13 protein-coding genes and 2 pseudogenes are annotated in these 16,002 nt (G+C 57.1%); 8 read left to right on the forward strand and 7 right to left on the reverse strand.

Features of this window, described 5'->3' with window-relative positions; genetic code table 11:
• Positions 1 to 81 precede the first annotated feature (81 nt).
• A complete protein-coding gene (locus tag AC19YS_RS28245; RefSeq protein WP_500603160.1) occupies positions 82 to 2,355 on the reverse strand; it encodes an FdhF/YdeP family oxidoreductase in 2,274 nt (757 codons plus the stop codon).
• Between the two features lie 339 nt (positions 2,356 to 2,694).
• Here AC19YS_RS28245 and AC19YS_RS28250 point away from each other — a divergent pair, with 339 nt between their 5' ends.
• The 4 genes from AC19YS_RS28250 (at position 2,695) to AC19YS_RS28265 (ending at position 7,173) form a co-directional block, all read left to right on the forward strand.
• Entirely contained in the window at positions 2,695 to 4,101 is a 1,407-nt protein-coding gene (locus AC19YS_RS28250; protein ID WP_200625447.1) for a cytochrome ubiquinol oxidase subunit I, read from the forward strand.
• Positions 4,102 to 4,138: 37 nt separating this feature from the next.
• A complete protein-coding gene (cydB, locus tag AC19YS_RS28255) occupies positions 4,139 to 5,152 on the forward strand; it encodes a cytochrome d ubiquinol oxidase subunit II (protein WP_200625448.1) in 1,014 nt (337 codons plus the stop codon).
• Positions 5,153 to 5,648: 496 nt separating this feature from the next.
• On the forward strand, positions 5,649 to 5,864 hold the full coding sequence (locus tag AC19YS_RS28260) for an NAD(P)-dependent oxidoreductase (protein WP_442793546.1): 216 nt from the start codon (positions 5,649 to 5,651) through the stop codon (positions 5,862 to 5,864).
• Between the two features lie 1,054 nt (positions 5,865 to 6,918).
• Positions 6,919 to 7,173, forward strand: coding sequence for an RNA-dependent RNA polymerase family protein (locus AC19YS_RS28265; RefSeq protein WP_445262341.1), 255 nt, complete (start codon positions 6,919 to 6,921; stop codon positions 7,171 to 7,173).
• A gap of 69 nt (positions 7,174 to 7,242) precedes the next feature.
• Here AC19YS_RS28265 and AC19YS_RS28270 read toward each other — a convergent pair.
• Positions 7,243 to 7,731, reverse strand: a pseudogene (locus AC19YS_RS28270) (SDR family oxidoreductase); the annotation flags it as partial.
• A gap of 1 nt (position 7,732) precedes the next feature.
• Here AC19YS_RS28270 and AC19YS_RS28275 point away from each other — a divergent pair.
• Positions 7,733 to 7,945, forward strand: a pseudogene (locus AC19YS_RS28275) (winged helix-turn-helix transcriptional regulator); the annotation flags it as partial.
• Between the two features lie 54 nt (positions 7,946 to 7,999).
• On the opposite strand, the gene deoC reads toward AC19YS_RS28275, so the two are convergent.
• The gene (deoC, locus tag AC19YS_RS28280; protein WP_200625451.1) at positions 8,000 to 8,683 is read right to left on the reverse strand and encodes a deoxyribose-phosphate aldolase; all 684 of its coding nucleotides are present in this window, start codon (positions 8,681 to 8,683) and stop codon (positions 8,000 to 8,002) included.
• A 130-nt stretch (positions 8,684 to 8,813) separates the two neighbouring features.
• Here deoC and deoR point away from each other — a divergent pair, with 130 nt between their 5' ends.
• On the forward strand, positions 8,814 to 9,572 hold the full coding sequence (deoR, locus tag AC19YS_RS28285) for a DNA-binding transcriptional repressor DeoR (RefSeq protein ID WP_119740391.1): 759 nt from the start codon (positions 8,814 to 8,816) through the stop codon (positions 9,570 to 9,572).
• Here deoR and AC19YS_RS28290 read toward each other — a convergent pair.
• From AC19YS_RS28290 to rbsK, 3 genes are read right to left on the reverse strand one after another with little or no spacing between them, the layout of a single operon-like run.
• Positions 9,569 to 10,615, reverse strand: coding sequence for an aldose 1-epimerase family protein (locus tag AC19YS_RS28290; protein ID WP_500603161.1), 1,047 nt, complete (start codon positions 10,613 to 10,615; stop codon positions 9,569 to 9,571). The genes deoR and AC19YS_RS28290 overlap by 4 nt on opposite strands.
• Complete coding sequence (gene fucP / locus AC19YS_RS28295; RefSeq protein WP_448201281.1) at positions 10,612 to 11,943, reverse strand: L-fucose:H+ symporter permease; 1,332 nt, start codon at positions 11,941 to 11,943, stop codon at positions 10,612 to 10,614. Before fucP ends, AC19YS_RS28290 begins: the two co-directional genes overlap by 4 nt.
• 32 nt (positions 11,944 to 11,975) lie before the next feature.
• The gene (gene rbsK / locus AC19YS_RS28300; RefSeq protein ID WP_500603162.1) at positions 11,976 to 12,905 is read right to left on the reverse strand and encodes a ribokinase; all 930 of its coding nucleotides are present in this window, start codon (positions 12,903 to 12,905) and stop codon (positions 11,976 to 11,978) included.
• Positions 12,906 to 13,144: 239 nt separating this feature from the next.
• Between rbsK and AC19YS_RS28305 the strand changes: the two genes are divergently transcribed.
• The gene (locus AC19YS_RS28305) at positions 13,145 to 14,350 is read left to right on the forward strand and encodes a multidrug effflux MFS transporter (RefSeq protein ID WP_500603163.1); all 1,206 of its coding nucleotides are present in this window, start codon (positions 13,145 to 13,147) and stop codon (positions 14,348 to 14,350) included.
• Positions 14,351 to 14,359: 9 nt separating this feature from the next.
• Here the strand turns inward: AC19YS_RS28305 and AC19YS_RS28310 are convergent, their stop codons facing one another.
• Positions 14,360 to 14,968, reverse strand: coding sequence for a LysE family translocator (locus AC19YS_RS28310; RefSeq protein WP_500603164.1), 609 nt, complete (start codon positions 14,966 to 14,968; stop codon positions 14,360 to 14,362).
• A gap of 114 nt (positions 14,969 to 15,082) precedes the next feature.
• Between AC19YS_RS28310 and AC19YS_RS28315 the strand changes: the two genes are divergently transcribed.
• Positions 15,083 to 15,994, forward strand: coding sequence for a LysR substrate-binding domain-containing protein (locus tag AC19YS_RS28315; RefSeq protein WP_200625224.1), 912 nt, complete (start codon positions 15,083 to 15,085; stop codon positions 15,992 to 15,994).
• The last annotated feature ends 8 nt before the right edge of the window (positions 15,995 to 16,002 follow it).

The following is a 16,002-nucleotide window of genomic DNA, read 5'->3' on the forward strand; positions in this document are numbered from 1 at the left end:
TTCACCTAGTGGAGCAAAAAAAGGAGGCGCAAAACGCGCCTCCTTCAATTTGAGAAAGACCAACCGGATACCGTTACGTGATCAATTCAGCTCCGAGCGTATCACACGCACGGGCACCGACTTGTACGACGGCGTTCCACTGTCCTTGTCGATGTAGTCCAAAGGTACCAGCGTGTTCGCCTCGGGATAATATGCTCCCACTGAACCAGCCGATATTTTGTACTCAATAGCCGTTATTTTTTCGTATCGCAGCTTACGTCCAGAAACGACCGTTTCGATATCCACCAAATCCCCATGAGCCAAGCCTCTCGCCGCGAGGTCGGCTGGGTTCATGAACAACACATCCCTACGCCCGAAGACGCCACGATAACGATCGTCCAGCGCATAGATCGTCGTGTTGTATTGGTCATGGCTACGCAGAGTAATCAGCCGTAACACATCATCACCATCGACCTGCTTATCCTCATGTAAGCCAGGAAACACGAAGAACTCGGCCTTTCCCGATGGCGTCATCCAGATACGCTCCGTAGCCGGTAGCGGCATGCGAAAACCACCGGGAACGCGAATACGTTCGTTGTAGTTATCAAAGCCTGGAATGGTTTTTTCAATCAAGTCGCGAATCTTGTCATAGTCAGCCGAGAGCTCCATCCACGGCACTTTGCTATCAGGCAACGCGGCCGTCGCCATACCCGCCACGATGGCTGGCTCTGAACGCAAAAATTCGGACGCCGGCGTCAACTTGCCGGCTGATGCATGAACCATCGACATCGAATCTTCGACGGTAATTGATTGGCGCTCTCCGTTCTGTACATCGAGTTCGGTGCGGCCCAGGCAAGGAAACAGATACGTTTCCTTGGAAACCAGCAAGTGGGTGCGATTGAGTTTTGTACCGATGTGCACAGTCAAATCCAGTTTACCCATCGCCGGGAAACACTGGCCTGGATCAGGCAATGCGACGACAAAGTTTCCTCCAAGACAAAGCAGTGCTTTTGACTCGCCGGCAATCATCGCTTGCATGGCCTGCACTGAGTCGTGACCGTGCTCCGTCGGAGGTTTAAAACCCAGCACTTCTTCAATCTTGCCGAGGAACTCACTGGAAGGTTTCTCGGTAATACCTACTGTTCGGTTTCCTTGTACATTGGAATGCCCGCGCAGCGGACATATGCCTGCGCCGGGCTTGCCGATGTTGCCTCGCAGCATCAGAAGATCGCATATCAGTCTTACATTGGCGGTTCCTTCGTTGTGCTGGGTTATCCCCATTCCATACGTTACGATGGTGGCATTGGATTTCGCATAGGCCGCCGCGACTTTTTCCATGTCAGCTTTGATTAATCCGCTGGCAAATTCGATATCGGGCCATTCGGTGGCCAACAAGTCTGCCTTGAGCGCCTCGAAACCGTTGGTATGCTTTTCAATAAAATCATAATCAAGCACTTGCCCTACCGACTCTTCCATTTCCAACAGTGACTTCATTACACCTTTAATCGCTGCCGCATCACCACCGGCCTTGACCTGCAAATAAGTAGAGGCAATACGTGTTGAACCATAAGTTGCCATTTCAATCATGTCTTGCGGGTCGGCAAATCGCTCTAGTGCTCGCTCTCGCAATGGATTCATTACCATGATTGGAACTTTACGCCGGGAAATTTCGTGCAGCGTCCCCATCATTCTTGGGTGGTTGGTGCCTGGATTATGTCCGATAGAAATAACCAGTTCACACAGTTCGAAATCGTCCAATGACACGGCCCCTTTACCCATGCCAATTGAGCGCGGCAAACCTACACTAGTTGGCTCATGGCACATGTTCGAGCAATCTGGAAAGTTGTTGGTACCTAAATTACGTGCAAACAGTTGCCACAAGTAGGCCGCCTCATTGGATGCTCTGCCTGACGTGTAAAATTCGACTTGGTTGGGTGGCAGTCCGCGTAATATTTCACCGATTCGCGCAAATGCGGTCTCCCACTCGACCGGCTGGTATGTATCAGTCGTCCGGTCGTAAACCATCGGGTGAGTCAGTCGCCCTAAATCCTCCAGTTCGAAGTCGGTACGTTTAAGCAGGGTGGCAACCGGATGTTTGGCAAAAAACTCAGGGGGGACACGTTTGTTGGTGGCCTCCCAAGTGACTGCTTTCGCGCCGTTTTCGCAGAACTGGAAGGTTGATTTGTGCTCTTTATCTGGCCATGCACAACCAGGGCAATCAAATCCATCCGGCTGATTGGTTCTCATTAACGTAAGAGGAGCCTTCAGCGTATCCATCTGCTCACGCACTGCCGTCGCAGTGGCCTTAAGTGCACCCCAACCTCCTGCAGGGCCATCGTAATTTCGAACACCGGGTACTTTTCGCTTAATCGCCATGATCGCTCCACATACGACTCATAACCAAGGAGGTGAGAGCCAATAGATGCATATTTCCTGCCGCTATAATACGGCATTACGTAACTTTCACCCTCTTAGCGAGAGGTAAACGTCACAACCACACAGCACAAAACAAATAGACAACTCAGAACCCTACTTGAGAGCTCCTCTCATTAGTCAAGAAAAATATTTGCTCATGATTTTCGACAGTGATCTAGAATCTAGGCGGCATGCATCACCATGTCAAGGCAAAGGAAAGCCAATAACCCGGGCCAGCGTAGTTGCCTTCCCAGCTGTATTCCCAGGCAAATTTGCACCCTTCCTGAGAGGCAGAAAAGCATGGACATAATCGATTCGACTGCAATTGATTTAGCGCGAATTCAGTTCGCGTTTACTGTTGGCGTCCACATCGTTTTCCCTGCAATAACAATTGGCTTGGCCAGCTTCCTTACGGTGCTGGAGGGTTTGTGGCTTAAAACCGGACGAGATGTATATCAGGACCTTTACACTTTTTGGGTAAAGATCTTCGCGCTGAATTTCGGTATGGGCGTGGTTTCTGGACTGGTCATGGCCTATCAGTTCGGAACAAACTGGAGTGGCTTTTCCTATTTTGCCGGCAGCATCACTGGGCCTTTGTTAACGTACGAAGTACTCACCGCCTTTTTTCTTGAAGCAGGTTTTCTAGGCGTTATGCTCTTCGGCTGGGAAAAGGTTGGCCGTGGACTGCATTTCTTTGCTACGGCCATGGTGTCGTTGGGTACCCTCATTTCAACGTTCTGGATCCTTTCATCTAACAGCTGGATGCATACGCCACAGGGATTCGAAATCGTTGGTGGTCGTGCGGTACCTGTGGACTGGCTGGCGGTGGTGTTCAACCCCTCATTCCCGTTCCGACTTGCTCACATGGCCATCGCAGCATTCTTGGCGACTGCTTTTTTTGTGGGTGCATCAGGCGCCTGGCACCTGTTGCGCGGTCACGACACGCCGGCAGCGCGCACTATGTTGTCGATGGCTGCGTGGATGGCACTGATCGTGGCGCCGATTCAGGCGGTGGTCGGAGACGCTCACGGATTGAATACGCTCGAACACCAACCTGCGAAAATCGCCGCCATCGAAGGCCACTGGGAAAACGTTCCTGGTGAGCCCTCGCCTCTTATTCTGGCGGGATGGCCGGACATGAAAGCGGAAAAAACCCGCTACGCGATTGAAATTCCAGTGCTGGGCAGCTTGATTCTCACCCACAGCCTCGACAAGCAGATTCCGGCGCTCAAGTCATTCCCGCCAGAAGACCGACCTAATTCAACCGTGATTTTCTGGACGTTCAGATTGATGGTCAGTATGGGAATGCTGATGATCCTTGCCGGACTACTGAGCCTGTGGCTGCGGCGCGGACAGAAGCTATACACCTCACGTCCGTTTTTGGCATTTTGGCTCTGCATGGGCCCCTCTGGACTCATTGCGTTGTTGGCAGGATGGGTGACTACCGAAATGGGCCGTCAGCCATGGGTGGTGTACGGCCTGCTGCGAACGGTTGACGCGGTGTCCCCACTGACCGTTTCACAAGTCAGCATTAGCTTGGTGCTGTTCGTCCTTGTTTACTTCGCCCTCTTCGGTGCAGGCATCGCTTACATGCTCAAACTCGTGCACAAAGGGCCGCAGGCTCACGGGGCGGAACCCGCGCCTGAAGGCGGCGCAGGTCAACAACGAACACCTGCCAGGCCACTATCGGCTGCAGATGAAAAATGATGTTCAGACACCTTTCCGAGTTTGAGGAGCGAGCGCTATGGGCGGCATCGACCTGAGTTTGATTTGGGCATTGATCATCATCTTCGGCGTCATGATGTATGTCGTGATGGATGGCTTTGATCTAGGCGTGGGATTGCTCTTTCTTGCGATCAAAGACAAAGAAGAGCGAGATGTCATGATGAACACGGTTGCACCCGTATGGGATGGCAACGAGACGTGGCTGGTACTCGGGGGCGCCGGGCTTTTCGGAGCGTTTCCCTTGGCTTATTCAGTCATTCTCAGCGCGCTGTATTTGCCCCTGATCATCATGTTGCTGGGCCTGATTTTTCGGGGTGTCGCCTTCGAGTTCCGGTTCAAGGCCAGTGAGCGCAATCGGCATTGGTGGGATAAGGCTTTCGTCGGCGGTTCTATCGTTGCCACTTTCAGCCAAGGCGTTGCGCTCGGTGCCTTCCTTGACGGCATCCCAGTCGTCAACAATGCCTACGCAGGTGGCAGTCTCGACTGGCTTCGTCCCTTCCCGCTGTTTTGTGGTTTCGCACTGCTGATAGCCTATGCCCAGTTGGGAAGCACCTGGCTGATCATGAAAACTGAAGGCAGATTGCAGGAGGATATGTACCGATTTTCGTCCTACTTCATCTATGCCCTGTTGTTCGTCATTGCAGTGATCAGCATCTGGACCCCGCTCGCCCATCCGGAGATCGCGCAACGTTGGTTCACGATGCCTAACCTGCTCTATTTCCTGCCTGTACCACTGCTGTTGCTGTTCTGTTTCATTGCCACATTGATCACGCTGGCGCATCGAGCAACCGCAAGTCCGTTTCTGTTGACACTGCTCGTAATTTTCCTTGGCTACAGTGGCTTGGGCATCAGCATTTGGCCCAATATCGTACCGCCGTCCATTTCTATGTGGCAGGCGGCCTCGCCGGTGGCAAGCCAGCTGTTTGCGCTGATCGGAGCACTGTTTACGCTTCCCTTCATTCTGGTCTATACCGCGTGGAGCTATTACGTTTTCAGAGGTAAAGTTAAATTGGGTGAAGGCTATCACCACTAGGTGCCAAGCTTGGTAGGTCCGGGTGTCCAATTTTGAGTGCGCGGCTAAATAGATGGCCTCAGTTGGACACCTTCCCCCTTTCACTGCCCTTCGCTGACATACAACCCAATCGCTTTATCCTGGCTGAACAGAAAGCCACACGACACACGGCAGATAAAGTTCATGGCAAAATACTATGTGTTCTTTATCCCGACCCTGTTGATGGCTATCCACCTCGTTACGCAAGAGATGAGATTCCAACCATCACTACGTATGCCAATGGCCAGACAACGCCGACACCAATGGGGCCTCTCGGGTTAAAACCCGGTGAACTGGTGGGCTGTGTTTCAGGGGAGTTGGGGCTTCGCAATTATTTGGAACGGGGCGGCCATGAGCTCATTGTGATCAGCGACAGGACGGGCCAAACTCTGAGTTCGAACGTCTCCTGCCTGACGCCGAGGTGGTTATATCTCAAACATTCTGGCCTGCTTATTTGACCGCCGAAAGAAGCAAATTGGTGGAGCGCGATGCTCTTGTCAGAGCTTTGGAGTCAGGACATATCGCAGGTTATGCAGCAGACGTCTGGCTTCCTCAGCCGGCATCACCCGAACATCCCTGGCGGACTATGCCGTTCAACGGTATGACACCTCATATGTCCGGAACCTCGCTCTCGGCGCAAGCACGTTATGCTGCGGGCACACTGGACGTTCCAGCCACTGGGCGTAGGAGATGATCAACCCCCATCCGAAATCTCGGGCATGGCTGAGTTTCTCGGCACCCGGGACTCTGAGAGGGCCCTTCGATTGACCACGGTGTCGATTGGCACTTGATGGGTCATTGCACACTGCGTGAAATTTTCCGACCTGGGGTCTCTCAACTTCCAGTGCATTCGTCAATTTTGGGAGGCTTTCCGAATTTGGCTTGGGGTGGACACCATCGCCTTAAGCGATGGCATAAGGGTGTGTTGGCCGGACGGTTAGAGCGCCAGTTAAAGCTGGCGGAGGATAGTCGATGAAAGCTCGATACTGGTAAGAAATGGCGTATCAACCAGACTCCGAGTCATGCATGTTGCACCGTGAGGTGCAGGGTGAAACCGATGGGCCAGCCATTGAGCCGCGTAATCAGGAATTCGGGGTGCCGATGCTGTTAACCGAAGCAGAAGGCAATACGGAGCATGGCGCTATACGCCAGTCATGCTCTGATCCCGCGCGGTCGGAGACCCTGTGCACGTCAGGAAGTCCTTCGCACAGAAACTGGGAGATATCAGCGGTGCCCGGTGCGCAAGTATCGGGCGGAGCAGGAAAGGCCAAAAGCCGTAACCCTGCTGTTCACGCCGCTGAGAAGTCGGATACGTCCGTAGTACCTGAGAAGCCGTTGAACAAGGGGCTAAGCCCTGCGGAGATGGTGGAGGAAAGGGACGTAGCCAAGGGAAACACCGACACGTTCCCCGCGCCCCGGACACAGAGCCGGATCAGTTGCGCGTCGATGGGACTTGAAGGTGTACGGGAAGCAGCCCGAAGGAACAAGGGCATGCAGTTCACGGCATTGCTGCACCACATCACACCGCAGTTATTGGCGCAGAGCTTCTATGCACTTCGCCGTGATGCTGCGGTGGGTGTGGACGGCATGTCGTCGCGAGAATATGAGGAAGGTCTTCTCCAGCGGGTGACCGATCTGCACGCAAGGCTCCACAGCGGGGCCTATCGAGCAACGCCTCGGGGCGAGTCTATATCCCCAAAGCCGACGGCAGGCTACGTCCGCGGGGTATTGCCTCTCTGGAGGATAAGATCGTACAGCAGGCGGTCGTTACCGTTCTGAATGCGATCTATGAAGAGGACTTTCTGGGATTCTCGTATGGGTTCCGGTCGGGACGTAGCCAGCACGATGCGCTGGATGCGTTGACGGTCGCGCTCAAGGGTCAGAAAGTGAACTGGATACTCGATGCGGATATCACGGCGTTCTTTGATGAGATCGACCAACATCAAGAAGTCAAGCATAGCCCGCCTTTGAGCTGTGTAAGACTCATGTTTTCAATAGGATAAAGCTTTCGAGACATTAATAAATCTCGACAAGTGCCCGTCAGATTTCAACGGGCAAAACCCCTGTTGGCGTCACACCTGGGCAAATCCTCCATCCACGAACATTTCACTGCCGGTCATGAAGCTGCTCTCATCCGATGCCAGGAACAATGCTGCGGCCGCAGCTTCTGCTGCCTGGCCGATTCGTCCCAGTGGAACCTGTGCAGTCATGTCGTCAATGATCGCATCCTTCTGGCCAGTGCCTGACAACGCCAGGTCCAGGCCAGGCGTCGCGATCGGCCCGGGCGAAAGTACGTTGACACGAATGCCAGTGCCTTTGTGGTCCAGCGCCCAGCTTCTGGCGAAATTACGCAGCGCGGCCTTAGTGGCGCTGTATACGCTGAACGCCGGTGTGCCCATGGTGCCTGTGGTTGAACCGGTCAAGATGACAGAGCCTCCAGTGCTCATCAGTGCCAAAGCCTTTTGCACGGTGAACAACGTGCCCTTGACGTTGATGCCGAACGTACGGTCAAACGATTCCTCCGTGATCGAACCAATCGGCTGAAAATCCCCCAGGCCCGCAAAGGAGTTGGAGCGTGATGAGATCATCGCCCGCGTCGACTACCAGGAAATCCCGCCGAAGGTTGAATACTCGCTGACGCCATTAGGGCGCTCGCTGGCCACGGCATTGGGGACGCTGTGTGTGGGGGGAACAGAACACATGGACGCTGTGGAACGCATCAGCGAGCGTCGCATGGCTGCCCTCGCCCGTCTTGAAAGCCGCTCCTCGATATAATCTAATTGCATAACTCAACTAAATGTCTATTTAGTTGAGTTATATAAGCGCCAATCAATAACCGCTCGCCGCCGTCGTTGCCCCACCGACTATCGCAATGCCCGAACTGCTGCCCAGACGCGTAGCTCCGGCCTCGATCATCTTCACCGCCGTCGGATAATCACGCACGCCACCGGAGGCTTTTACGCCAACGCCGGCGCCCACGGTTTTGCGCATCAGCGCCACGTCTTCTGCAGTCGCACCGCTACGGCTGAACCCGGTGGACGTCTTCACGAACGCCACACCCAGGTCCCGGCAGATTTCACACGCCTGGACTTTCTGTTCGTCGCTCAACAGGCAGGTTTCCAGGATGACCTTCAACGGCACAGCGCCGCAGGCCCTGTGAACCGCGGCGATGTCTTCACGCACCGCCTCAAGCAGCCCTTCCTTCAGCCAGCCGATATTGAGCACCATGTCGATCTCCCCTGCCCCGGCGGCAATCGCCCGTTCAGCTTCAAAGGCCTTGGTGTCGCTCAAGCCGGCGCCCAGTGGAAAGCCCACCACCGCACAGATCACCACGTTGTTGTCAGTCAGGCATGAGGCGGCGTAAGGCACTTGCGCGGAGTTCAGGCACACTGAATAAAAACCATGCTGCATGGCCTCCTCGCACAAGGTGCGAATTTGCTCACGGGAGGCGTCGGGCGCCAGTAAGGTGTGATCGATGTACTTGGCCAATGCTGCGGGTTGAAGAGAGTTCATTTAACGTGCCCTTGCCTGTATGTTGCCAATGATCGTGGGACGCGCTTGTCACAATGCCCACATTAATGCGTTACAATAATATCATTAAATGTTACTTATCTAACACAAACAATCAAGCCCTGGAATACGCGTGGACAGTAAAAAAGCCGAGCGACTCAAGCTTATCCAACAAGCTTTGCAGGACCAGAACGCCATCCACCTGCGGGAAATGGCTGCGCTGCTGGAAGTGTCCGAGATGACCCTGCGCCGCGATCTCAACCACTTCACCGAGCACGTACGCCTGCTGGGTGGCTACATCACCCGGGTCAGCGGCGAGGCCGGCGATTACCGCGTAGCCGACCAGGACACACGCCACGTCGAGGAGAAACGCCGTATCGGCAAGCTCGCCGCGCGGCTGATACAGCCCGGCGACACGGTGTTTTTCGACTGCGGCACCACCTCGCCCTTTGTTATTGATTTCATCCCCGATGAGTTGGAGTTCACCGCGGTGTGCAGTTCGTTGAACGTGCTGCTCAAACTGCAGAACAAAGCCAACTGCCACATCGTGTTGTGCGGCGGTACCTTTCACCGCAAGAACCAGGTCTTTGAAAGCAGCGCCGAAAGCAGCATCCTCGACAGCGTGCGCCTGACCTGGGCCTTCGTGACTGCCGCCGGCGTCAGTCAGGCGTTCGGCGTGACGTGCTTCAACTTCAATGAAGTCGAGGTCAAACAAAAGGTCCTGCGCCAGGCCCAGCAGCGCGTGTTGCTGGCCGACTTCAGCAAGTTCGACACGGTGCGCACCGCCCACTTCGCCAACCTGGAAGACTTCCAGTACGTGGTCAGCGACAAGAAAATCCCGCGCGCTTATAAAGAAGCCATCCAGGCCAGCGGCGCGCAGTTGCTGATCTAACCCAGTAATGTCTGCCGTTCCTGCGCATTCAAATAGCCGGTGGTCACGCTGAACGAGGCGCTGGCCCCGGCCGCCAGGCACCTTACGTGGCCTTTGGCTTTCTCGGCGTTATAGCCCTCGGGTTCGCAGGTCGATGGCAGCACGAACGCCGCCACTTGCTGATCCGGCGTGTACAGAATCCAGCGTGCAGCGTGCGCGAATTGTTCGGGGCGGTAACGGGTGTAGAACGCCGTACCAGCCGGATGATCCAGTAAGAAATGTGCGTAGCCCGTGGCGTCTGTGCCCACGTCGTCGAAGAAAAACACGATCTCAGGGTCGTACAGCGCAGGCGTGTCGAGGCTGGCCAACTGGGTTGGATGCTCGGCCAGTTGCGCCATGTAGGCGCTCCAGTCCGGCGTCGGCTTGACGTGGTCCGGCACACTGGTGCGCAGGCGCAAGCGCTGCATGCCCAGTGGCTCGACGAATCGAGCGTCGTCCACGTACGCGTAGTTCATGTGGGCCATGTACATCAGGTCCATCGGCTTGCCGGCCAGGTTCGTCACGTCCATGTCGATATCGAACAAGGCTGAGTCGGCGCGCAGCGTTACGCTCGGGCTCGCCCGGTACCGATCGCCGAATCCCTTGGCATAGTGATACGAACCGCCCAGGCGCACAAAGCCCTCGCCGAGTTCCAGCCAGGCCGAGTCCATGGGCGCGCAGGGCATTTCACCGTGCAAGGCATGCGTGTCATCCGGCGACGGGCATCCGTTGCGCAACAGGCCACTGTGAAACATGAAGCAACCGTAAGTGTCGATGACCGTCGGGCTTGGCCTGGGCTCGTCGAACAGGTTGCGCATGGTCAGGTCGCAGCCGTCAAATTCGGCCGACCAGATCATCTGCCCTTGATACGGCAACACGACCAGACGTCCACGGCTGTTCTCCAGGCTCACCGCCAACACGCCAGACGCATAAGTCCATGCGCTGACCTTGAAATCCTCAGACTGCAAAAGCACCCTTTCCTGCTCGGCAAACACCGCCCGGTACAACGGGATGCGCGTATTCATGAGGCCACCGCCGCGGCTGCACGTGAGGGCAACGTGCCCGGCTGGCGCAGGCATTTGACCGCGTACATCACAATCACGATAAAGCACAGCAGCGGTACGCTATAGGCCAGCTGCATGTTGCCGCCACTGGCGTCGGACAACAGGCCCTGGATGATCGGAATCACCCCGCCGCCGACGATGCTCATCACCAGCAATGAACCGCCGACACCCGTGTCCTCACCCAGGCCATCGATGGTCAGGCCGTAGATGGTCGGCCAGCACGGGCCGAGAAAAATACTCACGCCGACCGCGGCGTATACCGCAGAAATGTTCGGCACCAGAATGGTGTAGGCCAGCAGCACAATGCACAGCACCCCGTAGATCGCCAAGACCTTGGCCGGGTGCAGGCGCCGCATCAATAGATTGGCGATCAACTTGCCGACAAAATAGGCGGCAAAGGTGGTCAGCAGAAACCATGAAGCGCTGCGCTCATTCATGCCGCCCATTTGCATGGCCAGGCGAATGGTGAAACTCCACACGCCCACCTGTGCGCCCACATACAGAAATTGCGCGAGCACGCCAAAGGTAAACCGCGGGTTACGCCACAGCCGCCCCAGGCTTTTGCGCAAGCTGCCAGACGTATTGTCGACAGGTGCATTGCCCTTGCAGGCCGGGAAACGAGTAATGGCGATCAGGATGAACATCAACACCAGCACGGCGATCATCCACTTGTAGGGCAACAGCGTGGACTGGATCATTTGCAATTGTTGCACCGCCGCATCGGTGACACTCATCTGCTTGAGCTGTGCAGTGGTGGCATCGGTGTCCTTGAACATCACAAAGCTGCCCACATAAACCCCGGCCATGGCGCCGAACGGGTGAAAGGTCTGCGAGATGTTCAAGCGCCGCGTCCCGGTTTCCCGTGGGCCCATCAACGTCGAGTAGGTGTTGCAGGCGGTTTCCAGGAACGACAGCCCGGCCGCGATCACAAACAGTGCCAGCAGGAACATGCCGTACTTGGCCGTCGACGCCGCCGGGAAAAACAGCAAACAGCCGAGCATGTACAGCGACAGGCCGATCAGGATCGTACTTTTGTAGCTCAGGCGGCGCACCACCATCGCTGCCGGAATCGCCACAAAAAAGTAGCCCAGGTAAAACGCAGACTGCACAAAGGCGGTTTGGAAATCGCTGAGCAAAAACGCTTTCTTGAAGTGTGCGATCAGCACGTCGTTCATGCTCGCCGCCGCGGCCCACAACGCGAAGATGCTGCACAGCAGAATAAAAGCGAACCAGGGCGTGCGGTTCAGGTAGAACCCATCGGGTGTCTGTTGCAGCGCAGGTTTGTTCATTATTGTTCTCCGGGCTGGATTAAGGAGCCGAGTTAGACGGCGTGGCGCTGTTGCTGGAAGCGCGTGAACGCTTCGCTGTCGGGATAGGAGGTCTGCGTACCCAGCGCCGTCACCGAGCACGCGGAATACGCCACCGCCTGCTCCATGGCATGGCGAATATCGCCATCGCGGTTCCAGTGCTCGATGAAACACCCGATAAAGGCGTCGCCAGCACCGGTGGTGTCCCGGGCGACCACCCGCTGGCCCGGCACCTGGAAGGTGCCCTCCTCGCCCACGTACAACGCCCCCTGCTCGCCGAGCGTGACGATGACGTGGCGAATGCCGCTGGCCACCAGGGTTTGCGCAGCGGCGCGGGCCGAATCCGGTGAGTCCACGGTGAGGCCCGTGATCAGCGCCAGCTCCGATTCGTTAGGGACCAGAAAATCCAGTTTTGCCAGATGGTCGGTATCCAGGCCAGGCAGCGCCGGCGCTGGATTGAGCAGCACCGCAATGCCATGTCGGTGGGCGAATTCGATGGCGTAGTAAACCGTCTGCAGGTTGATCTCCAGCTGCAACACAATCAGCGTGCACTCACGCAAATCAGCCGCCGCCGCCTCGATGTCCGCCGGCGACAAATACGCATTGGCGCCTTTGACGATCAGGATGCTGTTGTGGGAGTCGGTGCGCACAAAAATCGGCGCCACACCACTGGAAACGCCGGGCACCCGTTGCACATAACGAGTGTCGATGCCAAAGCGCTGGAAGTTGGCCAGGGTGTTGTCGGCAAACATGTCGTCGCCGACCTTGCTCAGCATCAATACATCGGCCCCAAGCTTGGCTGCCGCCACCGCCTGGTTGGCACCCTTGCCGCCGCAACCGAGGGCAAACCCCGGCGCTTCGAGGGTTTCGCCCTGGGCCGGCATGCGGTCGATGTAGGTAATCAGATCCACCATATTGCTGCCGATGACTGCGATCTTGCTCATTGCTATTCCACCTTGTTGCAGCACGACCAGGCAGGTCGTGGCGCTTTTGTTTTGTTATTTAAATAACATTAAGTGTGATTATTCAATCTATTTTTCAGCGCAAAGATCAATGGTCAGCCCGAATGGGCGGCCTCGACAGGCTCAAGGCCAAAAATGTAGCCCCTGTGTAAACGCCACCTTGTAACCCCTCGGGCGGCTCTCTAAGCTGGCCGATCTTTCGCCGTCACCCGGAACACCCCATGTCTCGAAGCATCGCCCACCTCGCCCTGTTGCTGGGGTTGATCACCGCCATCGGCCCCTTCGCCATCGACAGTTACTTGCCCGCTCTGCCCACCCTTGGCGCCAGCCTGCAGGCCTCGCCGGCGGCGGTGCAGATGAGCCTGACGGTGTTCTTCATGATCATCGGCGTGTGCCAGCTGTTCTATGGCCCCCTCAGCGATGTGTACGGGCGCAAGCCGCCGATCTACGCCGGCCTGGTGATTTTTGCCGTGGCCAGTGTCGGCTGTGCCCTGGCACCGAGCATCGAAGTACTGATCGGCTTTCGCGCCCTGCAAGCCTTCGGCGCGTGCGCCGGCATGGTCATCCCGCGGGCGATTGTTCGTGACCTGTACACCGGCCACGAAGCCGCGCGCCTGATGGCCTTGCTGATGCTGGTGATGAGCGTGTCGCCGATCCTGGCGCCGTTGGCCGGCAGCGTGGTGATTTCACTCTGGAGTTGGCGCGAAGTGTTTGCCGTACTGGCTGTGGTGTCCGTGCTGTGCCTGGTGATGATCATTGTGCAGTTGCCGGAAACCCATCCGGCCGAGCGCCGATTGGGCAAGACCCTGGGCACCGCCATCGGCAGTTACGGCGCACTGCTGCGCGACCCGGTGTTTATCGGCTTGGCGGTGGTCAGCGGCTTCGGACTGGCGACCTTCTTTGTGTTCATCGGCAGCGCGCCGTTTGTGTACATCGAATATTTCGGCCTGACGCCGACGCAATTCAGCCTGTGCTTTGCGCTCAATGCCGCGTCGTTCTTCGCCATGAGCCAAATGACCGCGCGCCTGAGCGCGCGCTTTGGTCTGGCGCCGGTGATTCGTTGGTCGGTCATGGCGGTGGCGGCGATCATGGTGCTGCTGGCCACCACCACGCTGTGGGGCAATCACCTGGCGGTAATGATGACGCTGCTGTTTATCGGCTTTGGCTTTCTCGGCCTGCTGTTGCCAGCGGCCGGCGTGTTGTCCCTGGAGGACCACGGCGCCGTTGCGGGTTCCGCGTCGGCCCTGTTGGGCGCTATCCAGATGATCACCGCTGCCGCGTCCATGACCCTGATCGGGTTGTACGCCGACCATACGCCGGCACCGATGTTGATCGGCATCGCCCTGTGCGCAGTCGCGGCCATGCTGACCACCTGGTGGACACTGCGCCGCTTGCCCGTGCATCTACAGCCTTCGCCACGCAGCTGATACGCATCGTCATCCCAGCAGCAAACGCCCTGAATGCACGATACCCATCAGGGCCACGGCCAGCAGCACCAGGCACGCCACGCGGTTGATAGTCGCGCGATATTTCAGCGCGAACGCCTGGCGTGCGAGGGCGATGTACCCCGCCAGCACCGCAAAGTCGATAAGCACCCACAACCCGGTCAACCACGCCACGCTGGCACTGAACGAGTCCGCCGCATGGATGAATTGAGGAAAGAAGGCGACGAAGAAAATGATGTCCTTGGGGTTGGAAATTCCCACCAGAAAACCCGTGCCGACACCGCTGCGCGCGCAGCGGGTCTGGACACCTGGCCCAGGTGGATAACGCAGCCCCTGGACCGCCAGGTACAAGATGAACAGGCAGCCCACAAAGCTGATCGCGCTCAGCAAGCCTGGACTGACGGAAAAACTCCCCGACAAAATCAGTACCGCTACCAGAGCCAGGATCAGCGACGCCAGGTTGGTGCCCGCCGCCGTCAACAGCGCGCGCCGGCTTCCGGATTGCAGGCTGGTAGTGATGATCAGCGCCACCACCGGCCCGGGCGTGACAATCAGGGCCACTACGCTGAAGACATAAATCAGAAGTAACGAGCTATTCATCGTGCTTAAACGCCTTGTGAAGTGAGGCGTGTGAGCTTGCGCCAGGCCGCGCGCGTTGAAAAACGTAAAAGCCTGTGCCCTACTATGAGTTTTAATCACAATGACTGCCCCTCCATGGCCGAACGCCTTCCACCACTGTATGCCCTGCGCGCCTTTGAAGTGGCGGCCCGCACGTCTTCGTTTACACGCGCGGCGCAAGCCTTGTCGTTGACTCCAAGTGCGGTCAGCCGCCATATCAAAACCCTCGAGGGCCTCCTCAACTGTCGCTTGTTCGAACGCCTCGGGCCTCGACTGCAACTCACCGTTGCGGGCGAACGGCTTGCGCAGGAACTCAAGGTCGGCTTTCGCATCATCGAACAGGCGTGCGCGCCTTTCCGGGCTGGCACTGGCGATTTACGTTTGAAGGCTCCATCGACGCTGACCATGCGCTGGCTGCTGCACACGCTGGACCTCCTCAAGCTCAGCGCGCCTGAAATGGCGATACAGCTGGCAAGTGTCTGGATGGATTTCGACAGCGTGGACTTTTACGCAGAGCCTTACGACTGCGCGATTTTGCTCGGCAACGGTCAGTTCGGCGCCGATGTGCACGCACACAAACTGTTTGATGAATGGTTGATCCCCATTTGCGCGCCCGGCTGGGTGCACACTGACCTGGCCGAGGCCGAACTCATCCACCCCACTGCCGACCGCAGGGACTGGCGACGCTGGCTGGCCGCCCAACCGTCTGACGCGCGTATCGACCTGGACCGTGGCAAGGTCTTCGATACGCTAGACCAGGCGATTTCGGCTGCCATACGCGGCCATGGTGTCTCGATCGGCGACCTGCACCTGGTGGCCAACGATGTGCGCGACGGCCTGATCACGCTGCCCTGCGCAACGGCCGTCGCCTCGGGTGATGGCTACTATCTGGTCTGGCCCAGAGCGAGCCGCCACGCCCACACGTTGCGTGAACTGTACGAGCGCCTGAGCCGGCTCGTTCCGACGCTGGAGCTGCCAGGCCTTGAGTTCTTGCCTGCGGCTGGCTGAAAACCATT

Source organism: Pseudomonas sp. MF08831 (assembly GCF_059862645.1).

What these genes read in the sequence shown, in the direction of transcription:
- AC19YS_RS28245 (WP_500603160.1), bottom strand. Translation starts at nt 2,355, where the DNA reads ATGGCGATTAAGCGAAAAGTACCCGGTGTTCGAAATTACGATGGCCCT.
- AC19YS_RS28250 (WP_200625447.1), top strand. Translation starts at nt 2,695, where the DNA reads ATGGACATAATCGATTCGACTGCAATTGATTTAGCGCGAATTCAGTTC.
- cydB (WP_200625448.1), top strand. Translation starts at nt 4,139, where the DNA reads ATGGGCGGCATCGACCTGAGTTTGATTTGGGCATTGATCATCATCTTC.
- deoC (WP_200625451.1), bottom strand. Translation starts at nt 8,683, where the DNA reads ATGAACTCTCTTCAACCCGCAGCATTGGCCAAGTACATCGATCACACC.
- AC19YS_RS28290 (WP_500603161.1), bottom strand. Translation starts at nt 10,615, where the DNA reads ATGAATACGCGCATCCCGTTGTACCGGGCGGTGTTTGCCGAGCAGGAA.
- fucP (WP_448201281.1), bottom strand. Translation starts at nt 11,943, where the DNA reads ATGAACAAACCTGCGCTGCAACAGACACCCGATGGGTTCTACCTGAAC.
- rbsK (WP_500603162.1), bottom strand. Translation starts at nt 12,905, where the DNA reads ATGAGCAAGATCGCAGTCATCGGCAGCAATATGGTGGATCTGATTACC.
- AC19YS_RS28305 (WP_500603163.1), top strand. Translation starts at nt 13,145, where the DNA reads ATGTCTCGAAGCATCGCCCACCTCGCCCTGTTGCTGGGGTTGATCACC.
- AC19YS_RS28310 (WP_500603164.1), bottom strand. Translation starts at nt 14,968, where the DNA reads ATGAATAGCTCGTTACTTCTGATTTATGTCTTCAGCGTAGTGGCCCTG.
- AC19YS_RS28315 (WP_200625224.1), top strand. Translation starts at nt 15,083, where the DNA reads ATGGCCGAACGCCTTCCACCACTGTATGCCCTGCGCGCCTTTGAAGTG.